Below are 18579 nucleotides of genomic sequence, written 5' to 3'. Positions count from 1 at the left end.
AAAGTAATGCTCTGCACTTGAAAAAGAACATCTGTTCGCATATAATAAAAATACAAGAAATAAAGCCCTGGATGGCTTAATAGGAGGAAAACTAAATGAAAGGCATTTTATACAGATCAATGGAAAAGAATATTGCTATTCAAGTAATCTATCTTTCCGCCAAGAATAAACTGACACACAGGAAGATTCTAGTGAAAGATATAAACGGAACTACAGTTCTTGCCTATTGCTTCACAAGAAGGCAAATGAGAATCTTCAAGCTTGAAAACATTCTCTCGCTCATGCCGGAAAAAGAGCAGACATATCGGAAAATCAGCTAATTTCAATATTTGTATTGGAATTAGCTCTTCTGCTTTAGCCATCAAAATTTTTCTCCCACCGTAACCAGCAATTTACGATCAAGCCATCATTTCAAAAATTTCCCTCCCAAACCATATTAACACAATTTCAATCATTCAAAAAAAGGGAGCCTAATTTGGACTCCCTTTGTAAATCAGCCTGCAGTCTGCGGCTTTAGTGAATCATCCCTTTTAATAACGAACTGAAGGATGATAAGAGCTGCAAATAACGCAAGACCAACAATATCTGTGTACCCTTCCGGATAAATGAGGCATAACCCGCCGACAATTCCGATTAGACGCTCAAACCACATCAATCTTCTGAACCAGTAGCCGATTACACCTGCCCCAATTGCGGTCATTCCTGCCAAAGCGGTAAAGACCACCCATATCAGATAATACCAAGTAGTATCTATCATTAATAATTCTGGTGACAGAACGAACATATATGGAATGATGAAGGCCGCGATCGCCAGCTTCGCCGAATTGACCCCGGTCTTGATCGGCTCCCCTCCGGAGACCCCTGCAGCGGCAAAAGCCGCAAGCGCAACAGGCGGTGTGATATCGGCAATGATGCCGAAATAAAAAACAAACAAGTGAGCTGATAAATCAGGCACACCAAGTAAAATGATAGCCGGAGCTGCAATGGTTGATGTGATAACATAGTTCGCAGTTGTCGGAGAACCCATTCCCAGGACAATTGCAGCTACCATGGTCAGCATAAGCGTCGGTATTAAAGCACCGCCAGCCAGATCAAGCAGTCCATTTGCCAGCTTCAGACCGAGTCCCGTTTTGGTAACCACACCGACTATGATGCCGGCAGCCGCGGTAGCAGCTGCTACACCAAGGGCAGTCCTTGCCCCGTCAACGAGCGCGTCAATAGCATCTTTAAAATTAATCCTGGTTTCTTTTCTGATAGCGCTGACTGCTATTGTAATGAGGATAGACCAAAGAGCCGCCCTAATTACACTCATACCGCTCATAAGCAGGATCACAACTGCCAGGATAGGCAGAAGCAGATAGATCTTGCTCAGCACTTCTTTGCGGTTTGGCATTTCTTCTTTCTTAAGGCCCCTGAGCCCTATTCTTTTCGCTTCAAAATGGGTCATGATCCATATTCCCGTGAAATAAAGAAGGGCAGGAATCGCTGCTGCTTTGGCAATATCCCAGTAGGTGATGCCTCCGCCAATGAATTCGACCATGAGAAATGCTGCCGCTCCCATGATTGGCGGCATAAGCTGTCCGCCTGTGGAAGCAGCAGCCTCCACCGCTCCGGCAAATTCCTTCTTATATCCAAGCTTTTTCATCATCGGTATTGTAAAAGAACCTGAAGTTACCACATTGGCAACTGAGCTTCCGCTGATTGTTCCCTGCAGTGCACTGGAGAAAATCGCTACCTTGGCAGGTCCCCCTGTCCTTTTTCCAGCGATGCTGACAGCCAGGTCATTGAAATATTGCCCCACTCCCGTTTTTACCAGGAATGACCCGAACAGCAGGAACAGGAAGATGAAGGTAGCAGAGACCCCTAGCGGCGTCCCCAGTATCCCTTCGGTTGTAAAGAACATTGTCTGTACCAGCCGCTGCAGATCGAGTCCCCTGTGCGCAAGGAATCCAGGCATATATGGGCCGTACAGGGCATACGCAAGAAAAAGTGCAGCAATGATGGTTATAGGAAGCCCCACTGCCCTCCTGGTTGCCTCAAGTACAAGAATGATTGCTGTAAGTCCAATATAAAAATCAAGATCAGTCAAACGGCCGACCCTCATTACGATTTCATCGATCATAAGCGGCCAGTATGCCCCCACTGCAACTGCAGCAATGGCAAGGATCAAGTCATACCAGGCTACTTTATGCTTCTTTCCCCTGTCCTTTTTCCTCGCCGGGAAAAGAAGAAAAATAAGCGCAAGTGCAAATCCCAAGTGGATGGAACGCTGAAGCTGGGCAGTCAATACACCGAATATTCCAGTGTACAGCTGAAATAAAGAGAAGGACAGCAAGCCTAAAAAGACAACCCATCCCAGCACTCCCTTCAGCTTTCGCGTCCCCGCTTCGGGATCATATTTTTCGAGCAGCTCCTGCTGCTGTTCCTGAGTCAGTGTTTCTCCTTTATTGCTCAAGGATATTCACTCCTTCCAACTGCTGGTAAATGTTTATTTTATCAATTGTAAATCTTACCCATGTTCCCGGCTCGATAAAACCTGCCATAGGATACTCGGTTCCATTATATATAATTCTATGATTTGCCCTGACCTTGCCTGTCCGCATATCAAAATGAGGGAAAACTCTATTCATATTCCGGATATAGTATTTCCCGTCCTTTTGTTCAAATACCTCACCTTCGGAGGCGTTATCAGGCATGCCGATTGCAAAATCCTCATACATAAGCTCGTATTGCTGGATCTTCAAATCCTTGGTTGGTTTATAGCTCTCTACCACATCTGAAAGATGGATTGAATGGGTATATTTTATTTTAAAAAATTCTTCCTCGGTGAAAGGGATATAGGCAAGCACTTTGCCTGTATTTTGGTATTGAATAACGAGTGCTTTTTTGTAAGGGATAAAGATAATAATTGCAATGGCAGCAATTAAGAGGGGAAGCAGCAATAATGCTCTCTTCAATCTTGTTCGTTTTTTCATCAGGACCCCCTTTTAGAAAATGGGATGAAGGGCGGCGCCTTCGCCAGGCCCATCTCTCATTGGGCTATGGCTGACTTAAACTTCAGGTCCTCTTAAAGAGAATTGACCGGCGCGGTAACCTGTTCAGGTTTTCAGCGCCGGCCAGGGTGAAGCCATTTAGAAAAAATCAGCAGACTATTCGGCTTTTACGCCTTTTTCGTCAAAATACTTCTGAGCTCCCGGGTGCACCTCGATGCCTACTCCGTTCAGAGCACTTTCAGCTGTGATCAATTTGCCTTTTGCGTGTGTGATCTTATCTGTGTTTTCGAAAATAGCCTTAGTAATGTCGTAAACAGTATCATCAGAAAGGTCATTTGACACCACAAGCATCGCCTGTACAGCAACAGTTGCTACTGCATCAGACAGGCCATAAGTGCCGGATGGAACCTCATCCTGGATATAATAAGGATACTTCTCAATCAGAGCATCGATTTTGTCCTGTTCAATCGGAACAATGACTACATCTTCAGTCGCTGAAAGACCTTCAACAGCACCAGTAGGAGTCCCAGCAGTTACGAAAGCCGCATCGATAGTTCCATCCTGAATACCGGCAGTAGACTCGTCAAAAGAAAGATCCTGCTTGTCGATGTCATCAAATGTCATTCCGTGCACTTCAAGAATCTGCTCGGCATTCGGATTTGTGCCTGAACCAGGAGCACCGACAGAAACCTTCTTGCCTTTCAAATCCTCAACAGATTTGATGCCGGATTTAGCGGTAGTGACAATTTGGATAGTTTCAGGATAAAGCGTTCCGATAGCGCTGACATTGTCAACAGCAGCACCTTCAAACATCAGCTTTCCGTCTTTTGCATAAGAGGCAATATCAGTTTGTGAAAAAGCAATTTCAGCATTTCCATCTTTAAGCGTATTCATGTTTTCGGCAGAAGCGCCTGATGTTTCAGCATTGGCCTGGATGCCAGTTTCATCGGAAATGATATCCGCGAATGCGCCTCCAAGCGGGAAGTATGTACCGCCGGTTCCACCGGTAACGATGCTGAGGAATTTAGGCTTTTCTGATCCGCCTTCTCCTCCATTGTCTGAACCGCCTTCATCTGAATTGCCGCCGCAGGCAGCCAGAATCATAGAAAGCGCCAGCAGCAATGCTGCTGAAAGTAGAAAACTTTTTCTTTTCATAGAATTTCCCCCTCTTTTTTTACTTAGAATTTCTCAAGTTTATTTTAACATAAACTTTTACACAATTGTCAATTACCATCTCCCGGGGCGGTCCGAAAACCAGGAATGGAGCGGTTTTGCCGGCGAGGAAAACAATTTTGGCATTCTGTTAAAAAAGGATTATCCCCTATTTAAAATTGGGTTTATTATCCAATCATAACACATTCCTGCAGACCAGCTGAACCAATAAGATGCACAGATTGGGCAATTATTAAATTCTTATGTTAGAATTCCTTTTAAAAGGCTTACAAAGCTGTTTATGGAGGTCTGGCATGGAAATTCAAAAAGGAACGATAAAAGAGGTCTCTTTTCAGAGCAGGGAGCTGGGAGAAGAGCTGGATATACTTATCTATCTTCCTGCCTCTTATTCTCCCCTTTATAAATATTCCCTTCTTATCGCCCAGGATGGAAAGGATTATTTCCAAATGGGACGGGCAGGACGGGCAGCGGATGAGCTCCTTCACAACAGGGAAATAGAAAACGTTATCATTGCGGGCATCCCATATAAAAATGTGCATGACCGCAGAAGCAAATACCATCCGGAGGGAGATAAGCACAGGGCGTACATACGATTCCTGGCACATGAGCTTGTGCCTTACCTTGATGCAGAATTTCCTACCTATCAAATGGGACAGGGCCGCATCTTGGCAGGAGATTCCCTCGGCGCCTCCGTCTCGCTCCTGGCTTCGCTGGAATATCCTAATACCTTCGGGAAAACGATCCTTCAATCTCCTTATGTGGACGAAAGCATCCTTGAAGCTGCCCGGAGCTTCCCAACCCCCGGCCTGCTGAATATTTATCATGTAATCGGCACGCAAGAGACAGAAGTAAAAACGACAAAAGGAGAAATAGAAGACTTCCTTACACCCAATAGAAGCCTCTCCTCCATTTTGTCTGAAAGAGGCTTTCAATATTTCTACGACGAATTCGAAGGCAATCATACCTGGAAATACTGGCAGCCGGACTTTAAAAGAGCTTTGAAGCACATGCTTTAAGAAAAGCGGAGGGCGCTTGCCCAGCCCCGACAAGCATAAGACGCTTCAGGATAGAAGGCGTTCTTTGCCTTCAATCCTGAAGCGGCTTATGACTCGAGGGGCTAGCGCCCGGAGCTGGACAATAAGAAATGCGGAAAAGCCTTGTTCAGCCCCGACAAGCATAAGACGCATAAGAATAAAAGGCGTTCTTTGCCTTTAATTCTTGTGTGGCTTATGACTCGAGGGGCTAGGCTTTGGAGCTGGACAATTAGAAAAACGGAGTGCGCTTGCCCAGCAAGGAACGCGCACTAAGTACGCCAAGCCCTGTTACAGCGTCCGCATGGCCCGCTTCCTGCATGCCCCGGCATAAGACGTCTTCACTCCTAAATACACTTTTTCGATTTCAAAACAAACGTCTTAAAAAAGGACCTACTATCATTGAAGTCGGAAAATTTGTTATAATAGATAAACAAATCTTATATATGTGCTTATCATTTTTATCAATGGAGGTATTCAGGATGAAATATGGAATAGTTATATTTCCTGCAAAGAAACTTCAAGATCTGGCCAATTCCTACCGGAAGCGCTATGACCCGCATTATGCTCTCATTCCGCCGCACTTGACATTGAAAGGTGCTTTTGAGGCAACTGATGAGCAGGCAGAATCGCTTTCCGATAGGCTTCATAAAGCAGCGGAGAATGCAAGGCCTTTCAATATGAAGGTCAATAAGTTCAGCTCTTTTCAGCCGGTCAATAACGTTATTTATCTTAAGGTTGAACCTGATGATTACCTGGATGCACTCCATACGGAAATTAATCAGATATTCCCTGGCGGCGAAAATCAGGAATATGCATTTGTTCCGCATATTACAGTCGGGCAAAAGCTCTCGGATGACGAGCACTCCGATGTCTTCGGCTCACTCCGGATGGAGCGCATCAATTATGAGGAAACAATCGACCGATTCCATCTGCTTTATCAGCTGGAAAACGGCTCTTGGACAGTATATGAAACATTTCGTTTTGGAAAGGAATCATAAATCGTGATAGTAAAGAAAGCAGTTGAACAGCAAGAGATTGAAGATGTATACAAAATCAGGAGAATCGTCTTTATAGACGAACAGCAGGTTCCAGAAGAAGAAGAGTACGATGAGTTTGAAAAGAAAGCCGTCCATATCATTCTCTACGATGACAGCCAGCTTCCGGCAGCAGCCGGAAGGTACAGGGTCGTGGATGGGGTCGGGAAGGCAGAAAGGATCTGCGTCCTTAAGGATTCACGCAAAATCGGGGCTGGCAAGGCTGTCATGGATAAAATTGAAGAGCTTGCCAGAGAGCAGAAACTTCCTGCTGTTAAGTTGAATGCCCAGACACAGGCTATCCCTTTTTACAGTAAACTGGGCTATGAAGTGGTTTCTGAGGAATTTATGGATGCAGGCATCCCTCACCGCACGATGAAAAAATACTTATAAGAACAAAAGCGCAAGCGCCTTGATCACCTTAAGGAACGCAGACTAAGAACGCCACGTCCTGTGGCAACATCTGCATGACCAGCTTCCTCGGGGCCTCAAGACGAACCTCCCTGAAAGGCGTTCTTTGCCTTTTTGGGAGGTTTAGCTTGTGTCCTCGGCGCAGCTGCTGGACGTTGATCAAGAATTGATATTTATCCCCAAGGCTTACAATTTATTAATTCCTATACAAGAACCAGGGCGCCCTTATTCAAGGGCGCCTTTCCTATTGAATACTCATTCCAGTCAATAATTCCCTCCATATCTGGACATACTATGAAAATAATATGGACTAAAAGGAGTAATAATGATGGAATATCTGCATATTTTCGCAGAGCTCGTGGTTGGATTTGCCGCTCTTTTTTTAATCACTAAATTTCTGGGTAAAACGCAGATCACCCAAATCACGACATTTGATTTTGTATCTGCCCTTGTCTTGGGGGAACTGGTGGGCAATGCATTATTCGATGAAAAAATCGGCCTGGGCCAGATCCTGTTTGCCGTCTTCTTATGGGGAATATTAATTTATTTCACTGAGTATCTGACACAGAGGTTTAAAAGAATGCGCCGTTTTCTGGAGGGAGAACCATCGATCGTCATTAAAAAGGGGCAGATTGTGTACGATTCTTTAAAGAAGAATCACCTTGACATCAATCAGCTGCAGCATCTGCTGAGGTCCAAGGATATTTTCTCTATACGTGAATGCGAATATGCGATACTGGAGACGGATGGGACAGTAAGTGTGCTGAAAAAGCCGCCATACAGCTCCCCTGCAGCCAAGGATTTCAATATCCAGCTGCAGCCGGAAGAGCTTCCTGTCACACTGGTGCTTGACGGTGAAATTGTTCTGGATAATCTTCATATGATTCATTGGGATGAAAACAAACTTCAATCGGAATTGAAGGGCTGGGGAGCTGAAACTGTCAAAGATGTGCTTTATGCTGAATGGAAAAAGGGAGAGCCTCTGCATGTGCAGACCTTCTAGGCTCTCCCTTTCTTTATGCCACTAAACAGATTCACTGAAAAGTGTTCCTTTACCTGTCATGTCCCCGTACACTCTTTCAACGGTCTGTTCATTGACCTTTCTCGCCGGCTTTTCCTCCGAGTATCGCGCCTCGGCAGGACGTGAAAATTGGAACAGCTGCTCCGGCTGGAACCATTGTGTGTCATTCTCCACTCTGTTCACCCTTGAAACTGGATACAGCCGGAATGGATCCTGCTTTTTATCCAAGTCCCTCACAGCATACTGATTGTATTGATAATGATTGAAAGGCACGATATACCCCATAGTCCATTCCTCCATTTCAAGCTCTTTTCCATACTTTTCCGAAAATGTATATTGTTCTTCCTTACCCCCCTGGCCCGGGAGATAAACTGCGGAAACTCCTTTTTTTAAGTGACTGGTTTTGTTATGATAGATTTCGCCGGCTTCGGCATGTTTATGGGTATAAAATATTTAATTTTTTCAAGTAGGAAGCCCAGTTTTTGGGTATTCAATACATATTAAGATGAATTAGAAAAACGGGGATGACTGTTCATGAAAACTGCTGTTTACCGGCAACAGACTATTAATATAGAAAACTACAGCCGCGAAGAATTCCAAAAAATCTATGATGCAGGCAAAAAGGGCCATCTATTCTGTCCTGCATGCGGAGAGCGGGTGAGGATGTACTTGGGGATACAGGGTCCCCCCCACTTCTACCATCTTCATTCCAATGCTGAATGCCGTGATGCAGAGGAGGCATTGAACGAGGTGAAAAAAGAGCCGGTTGAAGCGGAGGTCTCTGCGGGCGGGTTCAGGCTGCCAAAGTCGAGGTCAATCACAGCTGAGACAACTCCTCCTTCTGTGTTCCAGGAAGCTTCTTTTGTAAAAACAGGTGCCCCTTTCCAGTCTATGCCTTCTAAAAACAAAGCTGGCAGCGGGTACTTAAAAGATCTCGCAGACAATGGATTCAAATTGGATGCTTCACAGTCTGCTGCTGTATCGCATATTGACGGACCTCTCCTTGTACTGGCCGGGGCCGGCAGCGGAAAAACGAGGGTATTAACCACCCGTACTGCTTATATGCTCCAAGAGCTGAAAATAGACCCAAAATCCATTATGCTGGTTACATTCACGGCTAAAGCTGCTGCTGAAATGAAAAGAAGGCTGATTGACTATCCAGGCATAAAGTCTGCCCAGGCGCAGCAGCTCCTTGCCGGCACCTTCCACAGCATTTTTTACCGGATTCTCTCCTTCCATGACAGAGAAGGATGGAACTCCCAAAAGCTGCTAAAAAAAGAATGGCAGCGCGAGCAGATTTTAAAAGGAGCAGCAAAAGAGCTGAAAATCGATGAAAAGGAATTCGCTTTTGATCTGGCTCTGCAGAAAATCGGCTTCTGGAAGAACTCTCTTATTCTTCCCCATCATACAAAGCCTGAGACTGATTGGGATAAAACGGTCACAGAATTATACAAGCTCTATGAACAATATAAAGAGAATCACAGGCTCTTCGATTTTGATGATATGCTTCTTGGCTGTTACCGGCTTTTCCAGGAGCACCCCCATATTTTGGAATCGTATCAAAACCGCTTTCAATATTTTCTTATTGATGAATTCCAGGATATCAACAAAGTCCAGTATGAGCTGATCAAGATGCTTTCCGCCAAAAGCAATAATGTTTGTGCAGTCGGGGATGATGATCAGTCCATTTATGCGTTCCGGGGAAGCGACCCGCGGTACCTGCTCGAATTTGAAAAAGATTTCCCGGCTGCCAGTGTCGTTGTTCTCGAACAGAACTACCGTTCCGCACATGAAATCGTGACCGCCGCAAACAGCATTATTGTCAAAAATAAACAGCGGCGCGACAAAAAGATGAAGGCCCAGTATTCAAAGGCAAGAAAGCCGCTCCTCTTCTTCCCGATAGATGAGGAAGAAGAAGCGACGATGATTGTGACCGATATCCAGGAGAAGATTTCCCAGGGCGGAAGTCCAGGGGAATTCGCGGTATTGTTCAGGACACATGCAGGCATGAGGGCCATTTTTGAAAGGCTGGCCAATTCCAGCCTGCCATTCAGGATCGACCAGGATGCCGAGTCATTTTATGACCGTTATCTAGTGCGGACCCTCCTGGCTTTCTTAAGATTGTCTCTTGATGAGGATAGCCAGGAATCCATCAAGAGTATTCTGCCGGCGCTCTTCCTGAAGCAATCGGTGCTGCAGGACTTGAAAGCAGAAAGCATCCTGACCGACAGGACTCTTCTCGAGTGCCTTGCTGATGTGAAAACCGGATTTGCTTTTCAGGAGAAAAAGCTGGCAAGGGCCGTCCCATCGATTCGTTCCATCAAGTCGAAGACCCCTGCCGCTGCTATTGATATGATTGGAAAAGAACTTGGATTTAATGACTTTCTTAAAAAGCGCGGGCTGGAAGGCTCCAGCATGGAAAAAGGCTCGGATGATATCCGCGACCTGAAGGTAGCTGCAAATAATTTTGAGAGCATAGCGGAATTTCTTGAGCATGCCGAGCATATGCGCGCCATGAATAAAGAAATGAAAAAGCCTGGCAATATTAGGGACAACAGCATAACCCTCAGTACAATCCACCGGTCAAAAGGCCTTGAATATAAGACTGTCTATATCATTGGGGCTGTTGACGGGAGTATCCCCCATGATTTTGCCCTTGAAGCTTACAGGAATGGGGACCCTGATCCGCTGGAAGAGGAGAGAAGGCTATTATATGTAGCGGTTACACGGGCACAGGAGGAGCTGTTTATATCTGTCCCGCAGAAAAGGCGGGGCAAAAAGGCGAAGCCCTCCAGGTTCCTTGCACCGGTAAGGAGCTGAAATTCCCATAAGAAGGCAAAGAAGGACTTGGCTCGCTCCAAGTCCTTTTCTGCAGATTATTTTTTATTAATCATCTGGCTGATTGTGTTAAAATCCAGCTGTTTGCCGTCCGCGACGATGGATTGTACAATTTTATCCTCTGTTGCTTTTGGGACCGGCTTATTGGCAATTTGGGATACCCTGCGGATTACGCTGCGGACTGTTTGTTCATCCTTGAAATTTGCATTCTGCAAAGAATTCGCCAAATCCAGAATATCTTTCATATTAACGCCCGTTTTCTTCTCGATATTTTTAAAGAATCCATTATCCATGCTGAATTCAAGCCTCCTTCTTAAACTACTTTATATAGTATGAAGGAGGGCTGAAAAGGTGAAATGAATAAGAAGAAAAGCCTAAAAAGTGGCCTTCATCCTGCTTTAAGGCGTTAAAATCAGTTTGCCGCTCGTTTTCCTCCCCTGCATCTGTTCATGGACAAATGAAGCCTCCTCCAGCGGATAGATTCCGCCTACCGTCAGCTTTAATTTTCCTTCTGCCAGGTAGCCGAGCAGTTCCGTCATGCTTGTATGAAGAAGCTCCGGCATTTTCATGATTTGCGGAAGGAAGAACCCAATCACAGACTGGTTCCGTGCCATCAGAGAGGATGGGTACATTCTGTATTGCTCTCCGCTCGCCACTCCATAGACGACCACCCTTCCAAACGGAGCGAGACACTTCATGGTTTTAGCGAATACCTCTCCTCCGGCCATTTCAAGTGCCAGGTCGGCCCCCTTGCCCCCTGTTGCTTCCATTACTTTCTCTTCCCATCCGCTTTCTGTATAGTCCACCAGAACGTCAGCTCCCAGGTCCCGGGCCAGCCCGAGTTTTTGCTCTGAGCTGGCTGTCGCAATAATCTTTCCAGCCCCGAATATCCTGGCAAGCTGGACAGCCAGTGTTCCCACACCTCCTGCAGCTGCATGGACAAGAACAGTTTCTCCTTTTTGAAGCCTCCCCATTGTCTTTAAAATATGATAGGCGCTCAGTCCCTGGAGGGGCAGTGCCGCTGCCTCATGAAAGTTCAGTCCTTCCGGAATGGGAATGAGCCCCCTGCTGTCGGCAATGGCATATTCCGAATATCCGCCGGATTCAATCAGTGCCACTACCCTTGTCCCCGGCACTAATCCCGCTTTTTCGCCAGCTGCCTTGACCACTCCTGCCACTTCCGCCCCAGGAATGAAGGGGAGAGGGGTTTTTACCACATACTGGCCTTCTCTCCTTGCAGTATCGGCATAGTTAACGCCAATCGAGTGGATTTGAATCAGCACCTCATGCCCCCTTGGCTCTGGAATGTCCAGTTCAACGAGCTTCAGGACACCAGGTCCTCCGTATTCCTTTAACTGAATTGCCTTCATATAGGTTCCCCCTCACTTTCCCTGGAATTGCGGCTTCCGTTTTTCTTTGAATGCAGCAATTCCCTCTAAATGATCTTCTGTACCGGCCATCATCGTCTGGATGAGGCGTTCCTGTTCCAATATCTCATCAAGCGTAGAGGAATGGGCGCGGTCAATCACCTTCTTCATCATCCCATATGCTTTGACAGGGCCTGATGCCAGCTTTTCTGCCATTGCCAATGCTTCACCTCTTAGCTCGGTGACTGGTACAATTCTGCTGACAATTCCCATCTGCAGCAGCCTGTCCGCGGGAATCGCTTCAGCAGAAAAGAAAAACTCCTTAGCGAGATGCGGCCCGATCAGCCGGGGAAGGAAAAATGATCCCCCTCCATCTGAAATAAGTCCTACTTGTGAAAAACTCATTGCAAAGCGGCTGTCATCTGCCGCGATGATCAAATCACATGCCAGTGCCAGATTGAAGCCAGCACCTGCTGCAAATCCATGAACAGCTGCGATGACAGGCTTGCTTGACGCTTTTATGCTTAAAATGCACTCATTGAGCTTTCCGATATGTTCATAGATTTCTGCAGGCCCCGCCTGCCCCATTGTCTTTACATCTCCGCCTGCAGTGAAAGATCTGCCTGCGCCGGATAAGACGATTGCCTTAATTTCCTCATCCTCATCTGCCTGGCGGAATGCTTGTGTCAGGCCGGTAATCATTTCACTGCTGAAAGCATTCAGGCTGTCCGGCCTGTTCAGCGTTAAAAGCAGGACACTGTCTTTTTTTTCAGAAAGCAGATGTCTATTATCCATGTTTTCTCCCCCATTCAGTCGTAAAAGGTTTGGACATGAGAAAGCCTCGATCGGCAGGAACAGCCGGTCCACATTGCAAAGCTCCTCAAGGTTTTTCTGCTCCTTCTAGCATACATAACGGTTTGCTTTATAGATCCTTTCAGCAATTCTCCGGTTTCGGCTGAAGCCCCCCCCTTCAAGCTGTATTCTTCTGAACCCGGTTTCAACAGCGGAAGCGAGCTTTTTTTCACCTTCCCGTAATGCCAGTTCAGAAGAGAGAGTCCTGAAGGCTTTTTCGCATTCCCACAGCGCCTCTTCCAGATAGGATCCGGCAAGGTCGATTTTTAAAGCAGCTGCATCTTCCCCGGCTTTATTGATGCTTTTATATGTTCTGTAGACTGCCGACTCGGCCGCATATAATGATATAGCCATATCAGAAAGCTTCATCAGCGTTTCCTGTTCCTCAGAAATCTGCTGGCCGTGAACCTGCAGAGCCAGGCCAGCAGCGAGCAGAAACGCATTTCTCATCAGAGAGACTGCTTCCCTTTCCATTGCCAGGGCCCCATTAAACGATGCAGGCTGCAGGATGGCGGATGCCGCTTCTTCGGTCAGCTCCCTGAAATCCACTTCTCCCTTTGCTGCTTTCTTAAACAAGCCCGCCGGAATGAGGAGCCGGTTGATTTCGTTCGTTCCTTCAAAGATCCGGTTGATCCTGGAGTCCCTGTATATCTGTTCGATGCCGTATTCTTTTATAAATCCGGCTCCCCCATAAAGCTGCAATGTTTCATCTGCTGCATAATCAAGGGTTTCTGATCCAAATACCTTGCAGACAGCACACTCTGATGCATACTCGCTCATCCTCTTTCCTGCAAGGCGTGAATCAGCGCTGTCCCCTATATCGCCCAGCGCCTCTTCAAGCAGGCCTGCTGTTCTGTATTGCATAGATTCTGAGGCATATATCCGTGCTGCCATTTTTCCCACTTTTTCTTTTGTGGCATGGAAGTCAGAAATCTTTCGTTTAAACTGCATCCGCTCCTGGGTATATTGCACTGCTTTCTTTAGGCTGTATTTGGCTGCACCCATGCAGGCCGACCCCAGATTGAAGCGGCCCAGATTGAGGACGTTCAGGGCGATTACATGGCCTTTCCCCTGCTCCCCGAGCATATTTTCAGCCGGCACCTCGCAATCTTCCAAAATGACAGACCTGGTTGAGGAGCCTTTGATGCCCATTTTGTTTTCTTCAGGCCCCAGAATCAGGCCTGGAAAATCCTTTTCCAGGATAAAGGCGGTAAAATCCTTTCCATCAATCTTGGCGTAGACAATGAAGGTATCTGAAAATGCCGCATTGGTGATATAAAGCTTCGTCCCGTTCAAAATATAGTGTGTCCCCTCTTCATTGAGGCGTGCCACAGTCTGGGAGGAAAGAGCGTCAGATCCTGCATTCGGCTCTGTCAGGCAATAGGCGCCGATATACTCTCCGGACGCCATCTTAGGCAGATATTTATTTTTTTGCTCTTCTGTTCCAAAATATGTGATCGGCAGGGTGGCAATACAAGTATGATTGGAATGGGCTACACCATAGCCGCTGGAGGCGCCGATATTTTCACCCACAATCCCTTTGGTGATTTTATCCAGCCCAAGCCCGCCGTACTGTTCAGGGATGCTGTGTGCCAGCAGCCCGAGATCTCCGGCTTTCTTCAGCAGCTCCTTTACAAGCCCGAAATCCTGGCTTTCGATTTCTTCTTTTAAAGGGGCCACTTCCTGCTCAATGAACTGCCTCGCTGAAGTGCCGATCATTTTGTGTTCTTCAGTAAAATCTTCTGGTGTAAACAATTGGCCTTCATCAATCTCCGTTAACAGAAACCCGGAGCCCATGCTCTTTGTTTTTGCCATGCTGCTCACTCCTCTTTTTTAAAAATATGCCTTCCTATTTGCACACCTTTGCTGCCGAAATAAGGCCATTCTTATAAACCGGGACAATATGAATACTGTCTAAGCCGGCCGCAAAGGAAAGGTCATCACTGAGGCCATGGCGGGCCAGCAGGCCGCCGACATAGGAATTGGATAAAATTTCTTCCGCATCTTCCCGCTTTGCCTGAAAGAAGAGCAACGCCGCCAGGGCTGCATCTGTCAGCTCATAAGGCTCCCTTCCTGCTCTTTTGAGGCAATCAATCAAATGCCCTGCTCCAAAGAAATCCTCAAGGCTGAATTCCCCCGAATTTCCTGCGCAGATGATGACAATGGTTGGATCCCCATCTTCTTCACTGATTGCTTCCGCTACCGCAAAGTTATTTAATAGGGACGAAGCATATACCTTTTTTGCCGCCTCTGCCTTTGCAAGGGCAACCGTCCCGTTCGTAGTCGCAAGGATAAGCGTTCTTCCGCTTACCTGCCGCCTAAGAATCTTCGGACTTGGATAAACAAAGCCTGCGACAGGACGTGCGTTAGATTCCCCGGCAAGGAGCATCCCGCCGGAATCTCCCGAGTCAAACCGGGTTTTCGCTTTTTCACAGCTTTCTGCAGGGATGACATTGGCCGCTCCATCCTTTAATGCCGAGGTGATGCTTGTAGTTGCAAGCAGGATATCCAGCACAACTGCTATTTTGCTGCCTTCCCGCAGTTTCTGTTCATTGATTTCTTCCTTTTTCAGCAGCAGATGAATCTTGCCCATAGGTGCCTCCCGGTAAAATACTGACCTGCATTCCTGTTATATCTTTTCATAAGCAATACTTGAGCTGTGCTGGATAAGGCTTCTGACAAACCTGTCAAACTGGGAAAATCTCTTATCGGCTGTCTGCCCTTTCTTATAGCGGTAATAGATTTGCTGGCAAATGACAGCAAGCTTAAAGTAGGCGAAGGTCAGGTAGAAGTTCATGCCGCTTATATCCCTCCCGCTTCGCTTTGCATACGCCTCCATAAATTCCTTCCGGGAATAAAAGCCCTTCAAGGCAGTTACCGGCGGTTTGCCAAGACCATATTTCAGCAGATCGGGATCGTCCTCCTGAATCCAATAGCTCATGGCAGCCCCCAGGTCTGCAAGCGGGTCCCCAACCGTTGACATTTCCCAGTCGAACAGCCCTGTCATAGCTTCCAATTTATGATCGAACATGCTGTTATTCAGCTTATAATCATAATGGATGATGCTATATCCGCTCTCGGAAGGGACGTTTGCCGAAAGCCATTTGGTGAGCGCAGCTGCCTCTTTGATTTCCTCAGTCTTCGCCTTCTCATAACGGCTGATCCATCCGTGGACCTGTCTCTCCATGAACCCTACAGGACGGCTGATCTTTTCAAGTCCCGTATCCCGGTAAGGAAGAGAGTGCAGCTCAGAGAGCTTATCGACCATGGTCTGTGACAGATGCCGGCAAACCTCCACGGATGGAGCGATATGCCCTGGAAATTCTGTATCCAATACAATCCCATTCTTCCTTTCCATCAGGAAGAATGGACTTCCGATAATGCTGTCGTCCCCCGTATAGATGATGGGCTTAGGTGCAGGGGAGAACATGCTGTTCAGTTCCTTCAGAATGATGAATTCACGTTCCATATCATGGGCTTTGGCAGCCACCGGGCCGAGGGGCGGACGCCTCAGGACTGCCTCCCAATCCCCCGATCTCAGCTGGTAGGTTAAATTTGAATGCCCGGCTGAGAATTGAAGTACTTCAAGAGGCCCGCCCGGGAATGAGTCCACTTTGCTCTCCAGGAACATGACAAGGCTGTCCAAATCCAGCTCTTCCCCTTTTCTTACCATTATTGTGTCTTTGCCGGCAGGCATGTACAGCGCCTCCTTTTTCAAATTTTCAAATTATTCTTTTCGTAGAGGTATGCTTTTAGCCCTTCCCTGAGGTGATCCGGCAAGGAGCTGCTCTCTTGTGCTTCAAAGTCAAAATAAACGATGACAGCATTCCCTTTGGCTATAGGCTCTTTTGTTTGTGCGCAAAGAATTTCATGCTCCAGCTGAAAGCTCTTATTCCCTATTTTCGAAACATAAGTTGTGATGGAAAGTTTTTGATTGAAATAGCCCTGATTCAGAAAATCGCATTTTGTGGAAGCAAGGATGAAGCTCCACTTCCTGGTATCCATGCTGTAGCCAAGCGATTCAAAGAGCTCTATCCTGGCTTCCTCCAAGTAAACGAAGTAGCTTGTGTTATTCACATGGCCCAGGGCATCTGTTTCACAAAACCGGACTTTGACCTGTGTTTCCTGCATGGGGCATCCTCCCTTAACGGTGCTTGAATTCCGCTTTTCTTTTTTCGATGAAGGCCTTAACTCCTTCTTTTATATCATCTGTGCGGAAGACCTCTTCAAACAGGCTGGCTTCAAGCTTCACGCCCTCTTCTAAAGTCCTGTCAAGGCCTCCATCCACCGCCTGCTTGATTCTGGAAAGGGCCTGAAGCGAATGGCCGGCTATTTTGTCTGCAAGCTCTCTTGCGGTTTTCATGCCTTCCCCGGAAGCTGCCGTCTTATTGACGAGGCCAATCCTTGCAGCCTCTTCTGCCGAAACAGGCTCACCTGTGTACATCAGTTCCTTGGCCTTTGCTTCACCGATCAGCCGTGGCAGCCTCTGGGTTCCCCCGCCGCCGGGAAAAAGGCCCAGCTTTATTTCCGGGAGACCGATTTGAGCATGCTCTTCCGCAATCCTGATATCACATGCAAGGGCAAGCTCGCATCCGCCTCCGAATGTAAGGCCATTCAGTACAGCGATAGTAGGCTTTGGAAACAGGTCTATGCTGTCTAGCACTTCATGCGTAGCCATTACATCATCAATCATGCGGGGATTGCTCATCATCTCCGGAAATTCCTTAATGTCAGCCCCTGCAACAAATGCTTTATCTCCAGCCCCAGTTAGAAGGACAGCCACTATCTCGTCATTGGTTCTAAGAGATTCAAAGGCTTCGCCCAGCTCCTGGAATACCTTTTTGCTCAGCACATTAAGCGGCGGATTCATGATTGTCAGAACCGCGGTTTTATCTTCCAAATGAATATCCACATAATTTCCCATCAGCGCACCGCTCCCTCTTTCCCATACTCATACCAGCCTTTTCCTGTCTTTCTGCCCAGGTGGCCTTCCTTCACTTTTTCTTCAATACAGGCGGCAGGCTTGTCTAGTGGATCCCCTGTTTCTGCATAGCGCTGCTCCATTACATAATAGCCGACATCTATTCCTGACAAGTCCATCAGCTCAAAGGGGCCGATCGGATGGTTAAGCGCTTTTCTGCAGATGATGTCAATATCCTTGTAGTCTGCAATGCCCTGTTCATATAATTGAACAGCCTCACGCTGCAGCGCCCCAAGAATACGATTGGCGACAAACCCTGAAATCTCTTTTTTCAGGAGGACAGCCGTCCGGTTGATTGCCTTGCATACTTCCATCGCTGTCTCAGCCGTTTCTCCGGAAGTCCGGCTGCTCATAACAACCTCTACGCAGTCCATCACAAGCGGCGGAAAGAAGAAATGCATATTGACTGTCTTTTCCGGCCTGTCTGCCGCATCGGCCAGCAGGCTGTTGACAATGGTTGAGCTGTTCGTCGCAAATATGGCATGCGGCGGCGCCAGTTCCTCAAGCCTTGAAAATACTTCTCTCTTAACCTCAAGCTTTTCAACGACCGCCTCAATGATAAAATCGGCAGACTTAACAGCTTCCCCAAAATCAGATGTGCAGCGGAGCCTGCTGAATGCAGCCTCTATCTTTTCTGAAGGCAGCTTCCCTTTGGCTGCCCATTTATCCATAATTCCGCGCAGCTTTTCCTGTGCCTGATCCAACGCTTCTTCCTGCATGTCATGCAGGGTGGTTTCAAATCCTCCCAATGCACAAAGCATCGCAATTTGGTGGCCCATCTGCCCTGCACCAACCACAGTAATGTTTTTCACTGTCAAAGCCATCAGCATTTCCTCCTTTAATATCACTATTCCGCACCTCTTGTTTTCTATAAG

Annotated in this window: 19 protein-coding genes; 6 read left to right on the top strand and 13 right to left on the bottom strand. The window is 47.0% G+C overall.

All coding sequences use genetic code 11. The features are described 5' to 3' along the window. The first annotated feature begins 95 nt into the window (after positions 1-95). Positions 96-320, top strand: a complete 225-nt coding sequence (locus LCM00_RS08755) for a WYL domain-containing protein (protein ID WP_224900280.1) — start codon at positions 96-98, stop codon at positions 318-320. Between the two features lie 173 nt (positions 321-493). Here the strand turns inward: LCM00_RS08755 and LCM00_RS08750 are convergent, their stop codons facing one another. The 3 genes from LCM00_RS08750 to LCM00_RS08740 form a co-directional block, all read right to left on the bottom strand. Further along, positions 494-2455, bottom strand: a complete 1962-nt coding sequence (locus tag LCM00_RS08750; protein WP_224900277.1) for a TRAP transporter permease — start codon at positions 2453-2455, stop codon at positions 494-496. Then, a complete protein-coding gene (locus tag LCM00_RS08745; RefSeq protein WP_224900274.1) occupies positions 2445-2975 on the bottom strand; it encodes a DUF1850 domain-containing protein in 531 nt (176 codons plus the stop codon). The genes LCM00_RS08750 and LCM00_RS08745 overlap by 11 nt, the downstream gene beginning before the upstream one ends. Positions 2976-3149: 174 nt before the next feature. Then, entirely contained in the window at positions 3150-4148 is a 999-nt protein-coding gene (locus LCM00_RS08740; RefSeq protein ID WP_224900271.1) for a TAXI family TRAP transporter solute-binding subunit, read from the bottom strand. Between the two features lie 311 nt (positions 4149-4459). On the opposite strand from LCM00_RS08740, the gene LCM00_RS08735 reads away from it, so the two are divergent. The 4 genes from LCM00_RS08735 to LCM00_RS08720 all read left to right on the top strand — a co-directional run bounded on the left by LCM00_RS08735 (position 4460) and on the right by LCM00_RS08720 (position 7648). After that, entirely contained in the window at positions 4460-5182 is a 723-nt protein-coding gene (locus LCM00_RS08735) for an alpha/beta hydrolase (protein ID WP_224900269.1), read from the top strand. A 497-nt stretch (positions 5183-5679) separates the two neighbouring features. Next, positions 5680-6198 (top strand): YjcG family protein, encoded by a 519-nt coding sequence (locus LCM00_RS08730; RefSeq protein WP_224900267.1) that lies wholly within the window; start codon positions 5680-5682, stop codon positions 6196-6198. A gap of 3 nt (positions 6199-6201) precedes the next feature. Continuing rightward, a complete protein-coding gene (locus LCM00_RS08725) occupies positions 6202-6627 on the top strand; it encodes a GNAT family N-acetyltransferase (RefSeq protein ID WP_224900265.1) in 426 nt (141 codons plus the stop codon). Between the two features lie 346 nt (positions 6628-6973). Continuing rightward, positions 6974-7648 carry a DUF421 domain-containing protein gene (locus LCM00_RS08720; RefSeq protein WP_224900263.1) on the top strand — a complete coding sequence of 225 codons (675 nt, stop codon included), beginning with the start codon at positions 6974-6976 and terminating at the stop codon, positions 7646-7648. A gap of 21 nt (positions 7649-7669) precedes the next feature. Here the strand turns inward: LCM00_RS08720 and LCM00_RS08715 are convergent, their stop codons facing one another. Further along, positions 7670-7966 (bottom strand): hypothetical protein, encoded by a 297-nt coding sequence (locus LCM00_RS08715; RefSeq protein ID WP_224900261.1) that lies wholly within the window; start codon positions 7964-7966, stop codon positions 7670-7672. Between the two features lie 234 nt (positions 7967-8200). Between LCM00_RS08715 and LCM00_RS08710 the strand changes: the two genes are divergently transcribed. Continuing rightward, positions 8201-10486 (top strand): UvrD-helicase domain-containing protein, encoded by a 2286-nt coding sequence (locus LCM00_RS08710; RefSeq protein ID WP_224900259.1) that lies wholly within the window; start codon positions 8201-8203, stop codon positions 10484-10486. A gap of 56 nt (positions 10487-10542) precedes the next feature. Here the strand turns inward: LCM00_RS08710 and LCM00_RS08705 are convergent, their stop codons facing one another. The 9 genes from LCM00_RS08705 to LCM00_RS08665 all read right to left on the bottom strand — a co-directional run bounded on the left by LCM00_RS08705 (position 10543) and on the right by LCM00_RS08665 (position 18534). Continuing rightward, positions 10543-10797, bottom strand: coding sequence for a stage VI sporulation protein F (locus LCM00_RS08705; RefSeq protein WP_224900255.1), 255 nt, complete (start codon positions 10795-10797; stop codon positions 10543-10545). Positions 10798-10902: 105 nt separating this feature from the next. Continuing rightward, positions 10903-11874, bottom strand: coding sequence for a quinone oxidoreductase family protein (locus LCM00_RS08700; protein ID WP_224900248.1), 972 nt, complete (start codon positions 11872-11874; stop codon positions 10903-10905). Positions 11875-11886: 12 nt separating this feature from the next. After that, positions 11887-12666: an enoyl-CoA hydratase/isomerase family protein gene (locus LCM00_RS08695; RefSeq protein WP_224900245.1), complete on the bottom strand. Its 780-nt coding sequence runs from the start codon at positions 12664-12666 to the stop codon at positions 11887-11889. A 105-nt stretch (positions 12667-12771) separates the two neighbouring features. Continuing rightward, a complete protein-coding gene (locus LCM00_RS08690) occupies positions 12772-14538 on the bottom strand; it encodes an acyl-CoA dehydrogenase family protein (protein ID WP_224900242.1) in 1767 nt (588 codons plus the stop codon). 34 nt (positions 14539-14572) lie between these two features. After that, the gene (locus tag LCM00_RS08685) at positions 14573-15316 is read right to left on the bottom strand and encodes a 2-phosphosulfolactate phosphatase (protein ID WP_224900239.1); all 744 of its coding nucleotides are present in this window, start codon (positions 15314-15316) and stop codon (positions 14573-14575) included. A 36-nt stretch (positions 15317-15352) separates the two neighbouring features. Continuing rightward, positions 15353-16420 (bottom strand): phosphotransferase family protein, encoded by a 1068-nt coding sequence (locus tag LCM00_RS08680; protein WP_224900237.1) that lies wholly within the window; start codon positions 16418-16420, stop codon positions 15353-15355. A 17-nt stretch (positions 16421-16437) separates the two neighbouring features. Then, on the bottom strand, positions 16438-16854 hold the full coding sequence (locus tag LCM00_RS08675; protein WP_224900235.1) for an acyl-CoA thioesterase: 417 nt from the start codon (positions 16852-16854) through the stop codon (positions 16438-16440). A 13-nt stretch (positions 16855-16867) separates the two neighbouring features. Then, a complete protein-coding gene (locus tag LCM00_RS08670) occupies positions 16868-17647 on the bottom strand; it encodes an enoyl-CoA hydratase (RefSeq protein ID WP_224900233.1) in 780 nt (259 codons plus the stop codon). Then, positions 17647-18534, bottom strand: a complete 888-nt coding sequence (locus tag LCM00_RS08665; RefSeq protein WP_224900615.1) for a 3-hydroxyacyl-CoA dehydrogenase family protein — start codon at positions 18532-18534, stop codon at positions 17647-17649. Before LCM00_RS08665 ends, LCM00_RS08670 begins: the two co-directional genes overlap by 1 nt. Positions 18535-18579: the final 45 nt, after the last annotated feature.

Origin of the sequence: Bacillus infantis (assembly GCF_020171945.1) — a bacterium.
In the GTDB taxonomy this organism is placed as follows: Bacteria; Bacillota; Bacilli; order Bacillales; family Cytobacillaceae; genus Bacillus_AB; species Bacillus_AB infantis_A.
This window is presented reverse-complemented; position numbering and strand designations above follow the sequence as displayed.